General features: G+C 65.8%; 14 protein-coding genes and 1 pseudogene. 4 read left to right on the plus strand and 11 right to left on the minus strand.

Annotated features, from left to right (window positions below; translation table 11 throughout):
• Window positions 1-79 precede the first annotated feature (79 nt).
• Window positions 80-700, minus strand: a complete 621-nt coding sequence (locus MFF30_RS16945; protein ID WP_238280656.1) for a recombinase family protein — start codon at window positions 698-700, stop codon at window positions 80-82.
• A 413-nt stretch (window positions 701-1,113) separates the two neighbouring features.
• Here MFF30_RS16945 and MFF30_RS16950 point away from each other — a divergent pair, with 413 nt between their 5' ends.
• Both MFF30_RS16950 and MFF30_RS16955 read left to right on the plus strand, forming a co-directional pair.
• Window positions 1,114-1,362, plus strand: coding sequence for an AbrB/MazE/SpoVT family DNA-binding domain-containing protein (locus MFF30_RS16950; protein ID WP_238280657.1), 249 nt, complete (start codon window positions 1,114-1,116; stop codon window positions 1,360-1,362).
• Complete coding sequence (locus MFF30_RS16955) at window positions 1,355-1,747, plus strand: type II toxin-antitoxin system VapC family toxin (protein ID WP_238280658.1); 393 nt, start codon at window positions 1,355-1,357, stop codon at window positions 1,745-1,747. Before MFF30_RS16950 ends, MFF30_RS16955 begins: the two co-directional genes overlap by 8 nt.
• Before the next feature lie 191 nt (window positions 1,748-1,938).
• On the opposite strand, the gene MFF30_RS16960 is transcribed toward MFF30_RS16955, so the two are convergent.
• A complete protein-coding gene (locus MFF30_RS16960) occupies window positions 1,939-2,424 on the minus strand; it encodes a hypothetical protein (protein ID WP_238280659.1) in 486 nt (161 codons plus the stop codon).
• Between the two features lie 306 nt (window positions 2,425-2,730).
• Here MFF30_RS16960 and MFF30_RS16965 point away from each other — a divergent pair, with 306 nt between their 5' ends.
• Window positions 2,731-3,192, plus strand: coding sequence for a Ros/MucR family transcriptional regulator (locus MFF30_RS16965; RefSeq protein WP_238280660.1), 462 nt, complete (start codon window positions 2,731-2,733; stop codon window positions 3,190-3,192).
• A gap of 554 nt (window positions 3,193-3,746) precedes the next feature.
• Window positions 3,747-4,448, plus strand: a complete 702-nt coding sequence (gene ctrA, locus MFF30_RS16970; protein WP_238280661.1) for a response regulator transcription factor CtrA — start codon at window positions 3,747-3,749, stop codon at window positions 4,446-4,448.
• Between the two features lie 74 nt (window positions 4,449-4,522).
• Here the strand turns inward: ctrA and MFF30_RS16975 are convergent, their stop codons facing one another.
• From MFF30_RS16975 to MFF30_RS17015, 9 genes and pseudogenes are all read right to left on the minus strand, one after another.
• Window positions 4,523-6,244, minus strand: a complete 1,722-nt coding sequence (locus tag MFF30_RS16975; protein WP_238280662.1) for an AAA family ATPase — start codon at window positions 6,242-6,244, stop codon at window positions 4,523-4,525.
• A 13-nt stretch (window positions 6,245-6,257) separates the two neighbouring features.
• The gene (locus MFF30_RS16980) at window positions 6,258-6,707 is read right to left on the minus strand and encodes a hypothetical protein (protein WP_238280663.1); all 450 of its coding nucleotides are present in this window, start codon (window positions 6,705-6,707) and stop codon (window positions 6,258-6,260) included.
• A gap of 105 nt (window positions 6,708-6,812) precedes the next feature.
• Window positions 6,813-7,703 (minus strand): hypothetical protein, encoded by an 891-nt coding sequence (locus MFF30_RS16985; protein ID WP_238280664.1) that lies wholly within the window; start codon window positions 7,701-7,703, stop codon window positions 6,813-6,815.
• An 855-nt stretch (window positions 7,704-8,558) separates the two neighbouring features.
• Window positions 8,559-8,657 (minus strand): annotated as a pseudogene (locus MFF30_RS16990) (IS6 family transposase); the annotation flags it as partial.
• A 332-nt stretch (window positions 8,658-8,989) separates the two neighbouring features.
• Window positions 8,990-9,406 (minus strand): DNA-binding protein, encoded by a 417-nt coding sequence (locus tag MFF30_RS16995; RefSeq protein ID WP_238280665.1) that lies wholly within the window; start codon window positions 9,404-9,406, stop codon window positions 8,990-8,992.
• 657 nt (window positions 9,407-10,063) lie between these two features.
• The gene (locus MFF30_RS17000; protein ID WP_238280666.1) at window positions 10,064-10,312 is read right to left on the minus strand and encodes a hypothetical protein; all 249 of its coding nucleotides are present in this window, start codon (window positions 10,310-10,312) and stop codon (window positions 10,064-10,066) included.
• A 206-nt stretch (window positions 10,313-10,518) separates the two neighbouring features.
• Entirely contained in the window at window positions 10,519-11,019 is a 501-nt protein-coding gene (locus MFF30_RS17005; RefSeq protein ID WP_238280667.1) for a prepilin peptidase, read from the minus strand.
• A gap of 281 nt (window positions 11,020-11,300) precedes the next feature.
• Window positions 11,301-11,492, minus strand: coding sequence for a hypothetical protein (locus MFF30_RS17010; RefSeq protein WP_238280668.1), 192 nt, complete (start codon window positions 11,490-11,492; stop codon window positions 11,301-11,303).
• Window positions 11,493-12,329: 837 nt separating this feature from the next.
• Window positions 12,330-12,680 (minus strand): hypothetical protein, encoded by a 351-nt coding sequence (locus MFF30_RS17015; protein ID WP_238280669.1) that lies wholly within the window; start codon window positions 12,678-12,680, stop codon window positions 12,330-12,332.
• Window positions 12,681-12,839 lie beyond the last annotated feature (159 nt).

The raw sequence follows: 12,839 nt of genomic DNA on the forward strand, positions 1-12,839 counted from the left end.
CTTAACAGAGCTGAAGGAGAGGTCATGCTTTGAGGCCGATCCACATCCCAGCCAAGATCATTGGCTGGCGTGGTCGCCGTCAGCTGCTTTTGCCGGTCAGTAGTTTCATGCCATCGGCCCGGATCTGGCCTTTCGGATCGACGTGTCGGTAGAGGGTTTGCCGGGTGATGCCGAGCTCAGCGCAGAGATTGGCGACCTTGGTCTCGGGCTGACCCATCGCAGCCTGGGCCAGCCGTAGCTTGGCCGAAGTCATCTTCGGTTTGCGCCCGCCGTTGCGACCTCTGGCTCGTGCCGATGCAAGGCCAGCCTTCGTCCGCTCGATAATGAGTTCACGTTCGAACTCTGCCAGCGCTGCAAAAATCCCGAATACCAGCCGGCCATTTGCGGTGGTGGTATCGATATTTGCTCCCTGCCCGGTCAGGACCTTGAGCCCAATTCCGCGCTTGGTCAGATCGTGGACGGTGTTGACGAGGTGGCGCAGGTCGCGGCCGAGCCGGTCCAGTTTCCAGATCGCGAGGGTATCGCCCTCACGCAGGGCCTTCAGGCAGGCGTCCAATCCGGGGCGGCTGTCACGTTTGCCGGAGGCGTGATCCTCGTAGAAGCGATCGGCTTCGACGCCGGCAGCGAGGAGAGCGTCGCGCTGCAGGTCGGTCGTTTGCGAGCCGTCGGTCTTCGATACGCGCATGTAGCCGAGCAGCATGGGGGATCCTGTGCATTGCGAGCGAGATCATCGGTCCGGGGATCGGCGGAACGCGACTGGCAGCCGCAGCTATCTAGCGATTGCGTAGCTTCGCCTGTCACACAAACGAGCGATTGTGTGACATCGACAGCTGATCTCTGCATACGGCTCCGCTTATGTCCTAAAAGCCGTCACACTGTCTACGCTCCGCATTCCCCAGCGAACGATGATTTAATGACGTTACAAATGGTCCATTCGGAAATTCTAGTCGTGAATAATGGCGGACGGCCAACCGTTGCCCCGATGCCGAGCACATAAAATGAGAGGTTGATAATCTCTGTTCCGATGCGCCTTAGCGAGACGATTTCATGCCTTGAGACAATTGGTTTCGATTGGTATTATTTGCCATCCAGGTACGAATCCGATGGTGTGCAATGAGCTCGCAGGCGGTCAAAATCATCGATGGCGGTAAGCTCATCATTCCAGCTGCGTTCCGGCGCAAGCTCGGCATCGATACCGGCGATACCGTCGTGATCGAACTCGGCGAGGACGGTCTGCACGTTCGATCCCTATCGTCCGCCGTGCGTCGGGCCCAGGAGATCGTTCGCGAATTCCTACCCGAGGGGACCGATCTGGCCGACGAACTGATTGCTGACCGCAAGATCGAGGCTGAGCATGAGTGAGGCCTTCGTTCTCGATGCCTCTGCGCTACTTTGTCTGCTGCAAGGAGAGGATGGTGCCGAGCGGGTCGTCGTCGCTCTGCCGCGAGCCTCGATCAGTGCCGTGAACCTGTCCGAGGTCTACGCCAAGCTCGCCGAGGTCGGCGGGTCGGAAGCGCGGATCGCGCAAGCGATCGACGGCCTCCACCTCCGGGTTGTTCCCTTCGATGACATCCAGGCCCGTGCCGTGGGAATGCTGCGGCCTTTGACGAAGAGTCTGGGCCTCTCGCTGGGTGACCGCGCGTGCCTTGCCCTGGCGCACCAACGCGGGGCGACGGCTTTGACCGCGGACCGGGCCTGGAGCGATCTCGCTAGCACGCTCAAGGTTACCATCGAACTCGTACGCTGATGCCGAGTGGATGGGCCGTGCGATGCGGGCCACACGATCGACACCCTGCAGTGGCGGTTGGTGGATGCCTGCCCCGGCGCATGGTGTGATGAGCGGGGTCGAAGGCTCCCGAGACCTGCTAACGATCGAAGAGCCGTTCACGGTCTCGTACGAGACGCGATCATCATCGGCGTCTTGGCCGCCCCCCAACGTCAGGCGTGGTGCTCATGCACAAGTCCGCGCGCCTCGATCGGCATCGCGATGGCGAACAGGTCGAGTTGAGCGTGAGACGCATTCGTTGGACGTCGACGTCGTGATCGGACCTTGATGATGGGCAGCGCGACACCTGGCTTGGCGTGCAGGACTGATCCCACGACCTGACAGCCATCTCCGCGGTGGTAGACATACGCGCGGCAAGGTCCGGACTGGAAGATGTCCTGAACCAGGGGTTCGTCGCCCGGTAAGCCGCCCAGCACGCGCAGAAGGCAGGTCAGACCGAGGACTTCCGTTCGGGTCGTCCGGAACTCGAAGCTGTGTCCGGTCCAGGTCTGGCGTTGGGCACCGACACTGGTACCCGGAAAAGGATTGCCCCCGACCTGAGTTGCCGGATCGGTCAGGAACCCTGCAATCGCCTCCCGATCGGCGATGTGCGCACACATCAGGATCGAGGCGGCAAGCTGACGCTTGGTAGGAGCCACGCGCTTCTCCGTCACGCCTGCAGGGATGAGCGAGGCGAGAATCCTCGTTCTGGTCCTCTGCGATGTCAAACGCTATCCCGCCGTCCTCATCTGGTGAGGAGGCTCGTAGCCCTGATGACGATCTGTAGCCTCAGCGACACCGCGGGGGTGCAGTTGCGTGTTCGTGCAGCCGCGCATGGATCGTCAGGGGGATGAAGATCCTGATGCGTCCGACGCATACTCGGGCGGCAGACATAAACATGTTTCTTGAACTTCTTTCATCGATGGATCATGCCGGGTCGGGGCGTATCACAACCAGTTCATCGAATGTCAGACAGCACAAACTACCAGACCATCGACTTTATCGACCTGACTCGCGACCTTACCGCCGCGTATGTCGCGAACAATTCCATGCCGGTCTCCGAGCTGCCGGGCCTGATCCAGGGTCTGCACGCAGCCCTGACGCGGCTCGGCCATGGGAGCGCCGAGCCTACCCCAGAGGAGACCCACGAGAAGCCGACGCCCGCGCAGATCCGCAAATCCGTGACGCCGGACGGCCTCGTCAGCTTCCTGGATGGGCGTACCTACAAGACGCTCAAGCGTCACCTGACCGGCCATGGTCTCGACCCGGTGAGCTATCGCCAGCGCTACGGCTTGCCGGCGGACTATCCCATGGTCGCGGCCAGCTACGCCGCTCAACGCTCGGCCCTGGCAAAATCCATCGGTCTCGGTCGAGTTGCCGATCGCGACGAGGAGACGAAGGCCAAGGGACGCGGCGAGGCTGCATGAGCCCTCACACACCCTGTCGGGTGGGACCCTAGCGCAGCCCTCATCCACTTCAAGGATGTCGCGAACAGCCAAGCTTTGCTACCTCGCGGCCGAACGTGGCAGGAGGGGCTTGAGAATGATGTCCGAGAGCAGCGCCGAAGCGATCAAGGCCAGGGCTGCCCGGCTTCGACGCCTCTGGCGCGGAAACGATATGAACCATCGCGCCAGCGGTCTGGCCCTGGGTCGGCCCATGCTGACTCCAGCGGAGCCCAGGATCCTGAAACGGCCCGCTCATGGGATCACGGCTCGCGAACTGATCGGCATGGCGCGCGCTGCGCGCGCCGAAGGCGCTTCGGCGATGTCGCCTCACGGGCAATCCGGAAACGATTCCATCCGAGGCGAACGCGGACGTTAGGCCCGCTGCGTCGCGCCCCGCCTTGTCGTCACGATGCCGGGATGGACATGCACGACGTGCCAACGTCCCCAGCTGCTGCTTCGTTCGGCTGCGACGCAAGCTTAACGGTTTGTTGCCGGTACCCGTTCAGGATGCCTCAACCTATGAAGGATCCTGGCCCATGCGCGTATTGCTGATCGAGGACGATGCCTCCGTCGCGCAGAGCATCGAGCTGATGCTCAAGTCCGAGAGCTTCAACACCTACACCACGGATCTCGGCGAGGAAGGGATCGATCTCGGCAAGCTCTACGACTACGACATCATCCTGCTCGACCTGACGCTGCCGGACATCTCGGGCTACGAGGTGCTACGCACTTTGCGCGTCGCCAAGGTGAAGACGCCAATCCTGATCCTCTCCGGCCTGGCCGGCATCGAGGACAAGGTGAAGGGACTCGGCTTCGGGGCCGACGACTACCTCACCAAGCCCTTCCACAAGGACGAGCTCGTCGCCCGCATCCACGCGATCGTGCGCCGCTCGCAAGGGCACGCCCAGTCGGTGATCACCACCGGCGACCTCGTCGTGAACCTCGATCAGAAGACCGTGGAGGTTTCCGGCTCCCGCGTGCACCTTACGACCAAGGAGTACCAGATGCTGGAGCTCCTCTCGCTTCGGAAGGGCACGACACTCACGAAGGAGATGTTCCTCAATCATCTCTACGGCGGCATGGACGAACCCGAACTCAAGATCATCGACGTGTTCATCTGCAAGATGCGCAAAAAGCTCGCCAACGCGTCCGGCGGCAAGAACTACATCGAGACCGTCTGGGGCCGCGGATACGCCCTTAGAGACGGCGCACCCGAGATGCGTGCCCTGGCCAGTTGAGACGAGACGGGAGTATTCGTTCTTCCCCGCGGTCGGCTCTCGGGGAGGCCGACCGCAGGGGCGTACATCGTCGATCAGTGCCGTCGGCTCGACACCTCCCGCGCGGCGACCACCGTTTCGACGAGCCGGGCGAGGCGACGGATCGAGCCGCCCCGCCAGTGCCGTCGAACGGCGATGATCTCCTCGCCGTCGAGCGTAGCCAGGAAGCGCGGATCCAGCCTCCGGCTCGCGGCAATCCCGGCTAGAACGGGCGGCAACAAAGCCTCGAGATCATTCGCGGTCGGGGCCTGCATCTCGATCACCCGCAATCGGTCGAGCAGCGGTCCCGGCAGAGGGGCGATGTCGTTGGCCGTGAACAGCCAACTGACATGACTGATGTCCAGCGGCGTCTGGAACGCCGGATCCGGATAGACCCTGGCGGTCTCCGGTTCGATCATCGGCAGGAGGCTGTCCCAGAGCCGCCCATAGTCGCGGCGCGTCGAAGCTTTTTCGAGTTCGTCGACGAGCATCAGCGGGTTGGCCACACCGTAACGTGCGATCGCCAGGAAGGGGTGGGCGGGCTCGGCATTGGCCCAACGGCGGTCCAGACCACCGATCGCTGCCCCGCTGTCGTGGGTCGCGTCCACCCGCCAGAGCCCGACGCCGAGATGATAAGCGATCCGCGAAATCAGTCGGCTCTTGCCGACGCCAGGCTGTCCGAGGACGAGCGTGGGGCTGAACCCGACATAGCTCCGGTTCGTCAGATCAACGAGGAGGCGATCGATCAGACCGGTTGCGTACGGAAACTCGAACCTGAGAGCGGTGCGCAATTGGGCCAGATCAGGCACGGGCGCGAGCGAAACCGGCTTGCCGATGATCCCCTCGTAGCCCTTGGTCATGCTGCGACCGCGATCGGTCCCCGTTTCCCGGACCTCGGCGACGACCACGATTTGCCCCGGAGCGAGCGCGACGGGCGTGCTGGGTACGGAGATCGTCTCACGCCGAGTGGCGGACGACTGGGACGCCTCACGCTCGCGCGCTCTGGCTTTCGCCAAGGCCTGCTCGGCCACGCGCCGACGCTGGCGTTCGTGCTCCCCGGCCTGGTCCGCGATCGGCCGGGTCAGCTTCTCTCCAAAAAGGACTAGAGCGCGGACCAGCGGGGTGCACGACACGAACTCACTGCTCGCACTCCGGCTGAGAACGGCGCTGGCCGCGACCACGTTCGAGGCCCCCGCGTTCAAGCTCGTGTAGGCGGCTTCCAGCGCCTCGGTCCAGGCCTCGAGGAGGGTTGCTCCCGCGTCCTGCTCGTGAACGTCGACCTCCTCGTCGTGATCGGCTCGGCGCCCGAGGCCGAGGGCGGTCTGCGCCTCGGCCAGGGCGGGCAGGTGGAGGATGAGCCCCGGCAGTGCCTCGGCCTCGAGCCAGATCGGCAGCGCGATGCGGGCGGCGGCCGCCGCATCGTCGCCACCGCAGGACAGCAGCGTCACGCAATCGGCGAGCGCCCGTGCGGCCGGTACGTCCCGTTCGGCGGCGTGGTGGTCGAGAAACCGCGTCAACGCCCCCCGGGCAGCAATGACGTCCGGATCGCACCAGGGATCGGCCCCCGCAGCGGCGGTATTCGTGTTCCAGGCCGCGGCCAAGTCGGCCGCTTCGGGCACAAGGGCGGTGATCTCGGCAACGACCCCTTCACGGGCGGCCGGGATCCGCAAGGCCGTGTCCAGGCAAAGGCGCAAGCGCCTCGGGAAAGCGGCCAGGATCAGGGGCAAGGCCCCCTTCGCGTCGATGCGCAGCAGGGGCGCGGTCGAGGAAAATGCCATCGATCGGTCCTCCTCAGCGGCCGGGTGCGATGACGGACGAGGAGCCCTGATGGCCCCGGCCACGCCAGCGACGGGCGAGGCGCAAGGCGTCGAGATCAGCCCGGCGCCGTGCGCGGCGATTGAGGGCATGCACGAGGAGGTCACGGCACGCGGGGTCGCCGAGGGCGGCGCACAGCAAGACGGCGGAGAGGGCCCGGTCGACGCTACCGGGTCGGGCGACGCCCTCCGCCAGAATGGTGAGCGCGACCCCGATCGCGGCGGCTGGATTGGCCTGGATCGCCGCCTCCCAGCCGGGGAGCCGCAGGGGCGGCGCCGCGACGAGGACGGCGCGCAGGCGCCTCTGGGCGGTGAGATCGAGGGTCTCGGGCGGCAGGGTCCTCCACCAGGTCAGGGGGGCACTGGGGAAGGCGAGAGCCGGTGAAGACGCCGGCAGAGAGCTGTTCGGATCGATCGGGGCGGTCATCGAGGCAAGCCTGGAGAAGGCACGGGCGACAAGGCGCAACGGTGCCGAGGGAAAAGGGAAAGGGGGGGTGGAAGTCGGCCGGGTCGCGTCCGCGACCCGTCTGGATCAAGGCGCCATGGGACGGGGCGGCAGCGGCATCACGGTTCCGGCGACCTCGAGGGTGCCCAAAGCGCGCGCGAGAAGCTCGGGAACGTCCGCGCGCAGACGCGCCGTGATCCGGGCGGTGACCGCCTCGATGGCGGCCATGACGGGCTCCTCGAAGAGCCGGTCGATGTCCCTGCCACTGACGGACAGATCGGGGCTATAACCACCGCGTCCATAGACATCGATCAGGACAGCCCGAACACGAGCGACATGTAAACCCAGTGTATCGAGGAATGCGAGGCCCTGGACTTGGGCGCAACGCAGGATCCACTCGATTTGATGGACTTTTCGCGCCTCGGATTTACCCCCTCCCCGCTTCATCTCGATGATGAAAGCGTTCTGGGTCCGGCGATCGATCACGACGAGATCGAGCCGCACGGTCTGGGCGATGTCTCCCGAGAGGTCGATTGCCGTTTGCGACAACTGGGCCACCGAACTGCGGCGGACCAGTTCCTGGGTCGGCACGGTGATCGGCATCGGAACGTCCCGCATCACCAGGTAGCGGTCGCGGTTCGCCAGCACGTCGGCGAATGCTGCCTCGAGCAAGCCGCCGTGCCGCTTCACGACCGAAGATAACACCGATGCGATCTGTGACAGGCCGGGACCGAGCAGCGGGTCGGGCGTGAAGACGTTCCGCAGCGCCTGGTCGACGACCAGATCGGCGGCTGCCAGCAAGGCAGGCGAATAAGCGAACGGGTTCGCGGTCTGCCCGTATCCGCAGCCCTGCGCGGCCCCGCTGCCGAGCGGAACGGCGATGCGTCCGGACGCGGTCGACCGGGGTGTGGTCTCGCTGCCCGCAGGCAGCCGGATCCGGCCGCTGCCCTGAGCAGCCGGGTGGGGAATGATGGTCATGGGGGTTCAAGTCCGTCCAGTAGGACACCCAGCCCCCGCGCAGGCCGGCCGACGAACGGCACGGACAGCAGGCAGCCATGCGTCGGAGCCCTAGGCTGCCGACGTCTCAGGGTGTCGTGATTGCAGGAGAGCGAAGGCCGCCGGCACTCCAGGCAGGAATGCGGAGGGTCGAGCCTTCAGGCGATCATGCGGATCGGCGGGACGGGCCAGAGGACCAAAGCGGTCGATGAGGCGCGGGACGGTTTCGTCGGGGGCGCAATGTCGGTAGGGGTGGTCGTAGCCATCACTCTGTATCTCCTAACGATACGGGTTGTGGTCAGGCCGGGGCTGGTGCTGCTAACACCGGTGCCGGCCGCCCCCTGCTAAAGGGCGGCGTGGCACGTTTCTGGTCTGCCATCTCCGAACCTGGCCCGGGCACGGGGGTTTGGGAAGCGTCTGAGAGCGTCAATTCCGCATTCGACAAGGCTTTCTGCCCGGCATCGTTAACGTAAGCCTGGCGTACGCCTCTGGGAACATCCGGGATTCCCCGGCCCAATTTGGTTGCGGTGATTATTCTTCGTCTCTGACCGCTCACGCAGTTTCGATAAGCATCTATTCCTGCATGTTGGCCTTCGATCACCCGAACCACGGCATCTGTCAGCTGCTCCCGTAGATCGACCGTCTGGGCATCGGCAGACGCATCGACGATCTACTCTTACTGTTGGGCCGCATGGAACTGACCGAACCAGCCTTCCAGACAGCTCTCAAGTGGCATCTCAACGGGAAGGAAGACCCGCGCAGGGCCTGTCGCAAACGCGATCGCACCGGTGTTTACCCCACAATATTGCGGTAGCTCACCGGATAGCGCAGATACTATGCGACGGCCTGGACGATGAGCGCAGCCTTGTAGTGCCGACCCTTAAAGTCGGCCTTGGCGCGCTGCTTCAGCTTCGTAGCGATATCAGACAGGAATATGAGCAGTTTCCGAAACGAAAGGCGTTATGCCGGTCGTATGGTCAACTTCGGATAAACACCTGTGCGATTGCATTTGCGATAGGCCACGGAAAACTGGTTCGGCGCCCCCCTCCTGGTGAGACCCGAATAGTGAAGGATCGCAAGAGACCCCGCCGGCCGCCGCGAGGGCGGGCCGGCGGGGCATGTCGTGTCCACACGACGGGAGCCGATACGCAGGACAAGGCTCACCGGAACCATGCGCGAACCCGGTTACCCGAAGCTCAATGCCGTTCGGGCGGAGGTCGTTCATTCCGGGAACAGGGGGCCCGACCGGATCGCGATGCCCCGGTGGCCTACCAACAGGCTCGGGGCAGGCGGCGCTTCCAGCGCTCGGCGCGCGGCAGGGCCGCCACCTCGGGCCGGGCGACGCGCTGGGGCCGGACGAGCGCAGCGGACACCGTACGGGCAAGCTTGAGGGGTTCGAGGCGCGGCGGCGCGGGGACCGATGGGGCAGCTGCGATCGGCTCGCCCTCGGGGACGACCTTCCGCGGCCGGCCCCTGCGGCGCGGCGCGCCGTCGGATCCGAGGGACGGCACGATGCGGCGGACGCGGGGCAGGGGCGCCTCGTACGGCGCCTCGGGTTCCGGCTCGGGCTGCGGCGGCTCCCAGACGATGAGGCTCGGCAGAATGCGGCGGGGCTCGGCGGATTCGGCGAGGCCCGGTGCCGGCGCGGCGTCCCGTTCAGTCTCGGCCAGCGACGGAGGCGCCAAGGCCTTATCCGCGAATTTGCCCTTGTGCGGAACGCGGGGCTGCTTGGTGGGTATGAAGGATCGGCCGGAGGTGATGCTGTGCTTGATTTCGACGGTGAATGACCGCCTTGTTTGTTTGCGCAACGGGCTCTCGCTGTCAGATGCTGCTTTGGCAAGGGGGACTTGGCAAAGGGTGCTTGGATCGGGCGCGCCGTTCGACTCGAATCAGGCGCTGCCACTGACCAATGCTGGTCCGAATCAGCTTAATGGATTGTTCGCGGCCGACGCAAGCAGATCGATCAAGAACTAGAGATACCGGACGTCGACATTTGCGAGCGCCGTGGTGATCGTGCGGTCGAGACCTTCCCGTCGCGCAACCGCCCCGGTGGAGCCCGGGGCTCCGTTCAGTCCTGGGGCCTGCTGCCACCGCACCGGCGACCATACCGGAGGCGGCGGAATTCAAGTTGCAAGGTGTGTGACCTCTTCGGAGATGGACCACACCTCATCCCAACCGTCTCCTCCCCGAAAAGGGAGCGCGTCGCGTGTCGGTAGACTGAAGTAATCTACCAGAACCCGTATCATACCGCTGTCGGTTAATCGCCTCGGTCTGAGCGGGCCCCCCTCTTTTTTCGTGAGAGAGATCGCGCGGCCGACCGAAGCAATCGACCGGAAACCGGATCAGTCCTGGGCCTTGCTGCGCGCGGCGCGCGCCATGCCGATCAGCTCGCGGGCGGTGAGCCAGCGTGGCGGAAGCTGAAGCGCATGCCCGGAGCTTCCGACCAGGGCGGGGCGCCCGTGCTCAACGCCGCTCGACCGAAGGCTAATGTCGTAGCTGCGCCAGAGCCGCCGTTGCCGCGCCGCCTTCGACGGCGTCCAAGTCGTCTCCGGGCAAGTCGTGTCCCAGCCTGCCTCATGCCCTACCGCCATTCCCATCCGCTCCCGCATTGATTTAGCTGCGGATAACAAAGCTTGGCTGTTCGCAACATTCTTGAACTCCGCCGCGACCGCACTACGGCGGAGTTACGCCGTCGGACCGACGCAAGGCCGGGAGCGCGCATCCCGGCTGCGCCCGCATTGTAGTCGGGCTCAGCCCGGACTGACCCCGCTTCCACCTCGATTATGCGGATGCCGGCCTAGAGATCCGGACGCAGAAGCTGAGCCCCGTGCAGGCCGAGGACGAGGAATGGGCCGAAAGGCAGCCGCGTGTCCGCACCGATCCGGCGCCCCGACAGGCGCAGGATCACGACGGCGAGGAGCGCGGACGTGCTGGCGATGAGGATCATCAGGGGCAGCTGCGCGAGGCCGATCCACGGGATCGCGGCTGCAACGAGCTTGACGTCACCGAGCCCGAAGCCGGTGCGGCCGCGCAAGTGCCCGTAGCCAGCGCGCAGGCCCGCGAACAGCCCGTATGAGAGGGCGGCCTCGGCGAGGGCCAGGCCCACGGAGCCGGCTGCCCCCGCAGGATCTGACCGGGCCAGGTTTTGCGCGGCAACGACGGCGATGCCGAGGGCGAAGAGCGCACCGTTCAGGGCGTTCGGAATGATGCGGCGACGCAGGTCGACGAGGGCGATCGGGACGGTCAGCGGCAGGGCGAGCAGCACGGGCAGCGCCGCCGCGAGGATGTAAGCCTCCACCCCGTCCTCCCGATCCGCCCCGCGCCGCACCCGGCTCCACGGCGGATCACACACAGGGGGGCCGACACGCAAGAAGATGTCAGCCTGCAAGAACGTCCGGACGGGCAGGACCGGCTGAATACGGTCCGGCCAGTCCTGTCGTTCAAGCCGCGTGCACCCGGCGAGGCGCGTCGCCGGTCCACACGTCAGTAGCGGTAGATCTTGCCGTCCAGCCCGATGTTGAGGAGCCACTGGGCATTCGGGGCCGCCACGGCGTTGGCGTTGGCGGTGGGCATCCGGTTTCAGGCCTCGACGGTGTTGTCGCTGAACTTGCGCCAGATCGCCTTAGTGGTCCGGTTCACCGTGACGACGCCGCCATCCGACGAGGCCGCCAGATCCTGGGCATTGCGGCCCACATAAACCCAGGCGCCGACGCCGGCGCTGCGGTAGATGTTGCTGTCGAGGCCGATCGCCCAGAAGCTTCGGCCGTTCATCGCCACCCCCTTGTGGGCGGTGCCCATAAGGGGGCGCCAGTTGCCCTGTGCGTCGTCCGTGGCCTTCGCTCAGATCTCCCCGTTGCGGTTGACCACCACCACGGTGCCGTCGGCGGAGGCCGCGATGGTGACGTTGTTGGCACTGGGGATCGCAGTCCACTACATGCCGTCGAAGCGGTAAACCACATCGTCGAGGCCGATGCTGTAGATGCTATTGGCCTTGACCACGGCCACGTCATTCATCTGGCTGGGCAGATTCCGCCAGGCGCCATCGACCTGATAGAGCCAGACCTTGCCGTCGTTCTGGTTGACCGCGACCGTCGTGCCGTCAGCGACGGTGGCGATCCTGCTCGACTCGGCGCCGATCTTCTTCTAGGCCCCGCTCGACGCGACCGTGACGGGGGAGGGGCCGGTTGAGACCGGGCCCGTGGTGCCGCCGGATGTCGTGCCCGTCCCTATGCCCCTACCGCCAGTGCCGGCTCCACCGGGCGTCGTTCCACCCATCCCTGTGCCACCCGCCGTGGCGGTACCCGCCACCTCGCAGACATTGACCGTCCCGGGGATGGGATCCCGGCCGAAGGACTAGTTCGTGCACGGGGTGGTGTTCGCCGCCGGAACCAGTCGGAAGGCTGCCGAACGGGCCAGTCCCGGCCCGACGCCAGGACGATCACGGCCAGCTTTCGGGGCTGCAGGACCCGCGCAACGATGCGCAGCGCCCGTCCGGTTCCTCATGCGGAGCCAGACTTCCGAACCCCGTCCCGGCGATCGGACGGGCCGATCCGCACTCGCGATCATAATGCGGGGCGCCGAGGCGGGGAACGATCGGGGCCCTGCGCCTCAGCTCCGCCAGTCCGGTAGACCGGCCCAGGCCTTGTCGACGATGCTGTCCCGCCGCTCGGCACGGTCGGGGGCCGCCTCGGCAACGATCCGTAGGGCGGCCTCCATGGCCTCGCGCCCGCCCGCCGCCGAGGCTTCCTCGCCCTTGCGCCGGATGGCGGCCTGGAAGGCCTTCACGGCCGGGCCAGCGGTTGGCTGGCTCTCGACGGCCGCGACGAGGCTTAGCAAGGCCTCCGCCACCGGTCCAACGACCTCCTGCCAGGACGGGTCGGGAGAGATCGGCTCGGCTGGAGGGCGCGCGGGTGTGGAGGGCGCGGCGGAAGCCGGCACCGTCGTGCGGGGACGGATCATGGCGGTGTGCTCCTGGGCGCGAACAATCGGTCCGATGAGCGTGCCAAACGGCACGTCGTTCCGGTCGAGGCAGGCCTACATCAGGGTCGCCCAACAAGTCACGGCCAACCGCCATCTGACGGAGACCGCGCAAACCCAAGTGGATTGTGCCATGAACAC

This window comes from Methylobacterium goesingense (assembly GCF_022179225.1).
GTDB classification, from domain to species: domain Bacteria; phylum Pseudomonadota; class Alphaproteobacteria; order Rhizobiales; family Beijerinckiaceae; genus Methylobacterium; species Methylobacterium goesingense.

Bases quoted from the DNA above. Each gene is read 5' to 3' on its own strand.
- MFF30_RS16945 (WP_238280656.1), bottom strand. From the start codon at position 700: ATGCTGCTCGGCTACATGCGCGTATCGAAGACCGACGGCTCGCAAACG.
- MFF30_RS16950 (WP_238280657.1), top strand. From the start codon at position 1,114: ATGAGCTCGCAGGCGGTCAAAATCATCGATGGCGGTAAGCTCATCATT.
- MFF30_RS16955 (WP_238280658.1), top strand. From the start codon at position 1,355: ATGAGTGAGGCCTTCGTTCTCGATGCCTCTGCGCTACTTTGTCTGCTG.
- MFF30_RS16965 (WP_238280660.1), top strand. From the start codon at position 2,731: ATGTCAGACAGCACAAACTACCAGACCATCGACTTTATCGACCTGACT.
- ctrA (WP_238280661.1), top strand. From the start codon at position 3,747: ATGCGCGTATTGCTGATCGAGGACGATGCCTCCGTCGCGCAGAGCATC.
- MFF30_RS16975 (WP_238280662.1), bottom strand. From the start codon at position 6,244: ATGGCATTTTCCTCGACCGCGCCCCTGCTGCGCATCGACGCGAAGGGG.
- MFF30_RS16980 (WP_238280663.1), bottom strand. From the start codon at position 6,707: ATGACCGCCCCGATCGATCCGAACAGCTCTCTGCCGGCGTCTTCACCG.
- MFF30_RS16985 (WP_238280664.1), bottom strand. From the start codon at position 7,703: ATGACCATCATTCCCCACCCGGCTGCTCAGGGCAGCGGCCGGATCCGG.
- MFF30_RS17000 (WP_238280666.1), bottom strand. From the start codon at position 10,312: ATGGCGGTAGGGCATGAGGCAGGCTGGGACACGACTTGCCCGGAGACG.
- MFF30_RS17010 (WP_238280668.1), bottom strand. From the start codon at position 11,492: ATGAACGGCCGAAGCTTCTGGGCGATCGGCCTCGACAGCAACATCTAC.
- MFF30_RS17015 (WP_238280669.1), bottom strand. From the start codon at position 12,680: ATGATCCGTCCCCGCACGACGGTGCCGGCTTCCGCCGCGCCCTCCACA.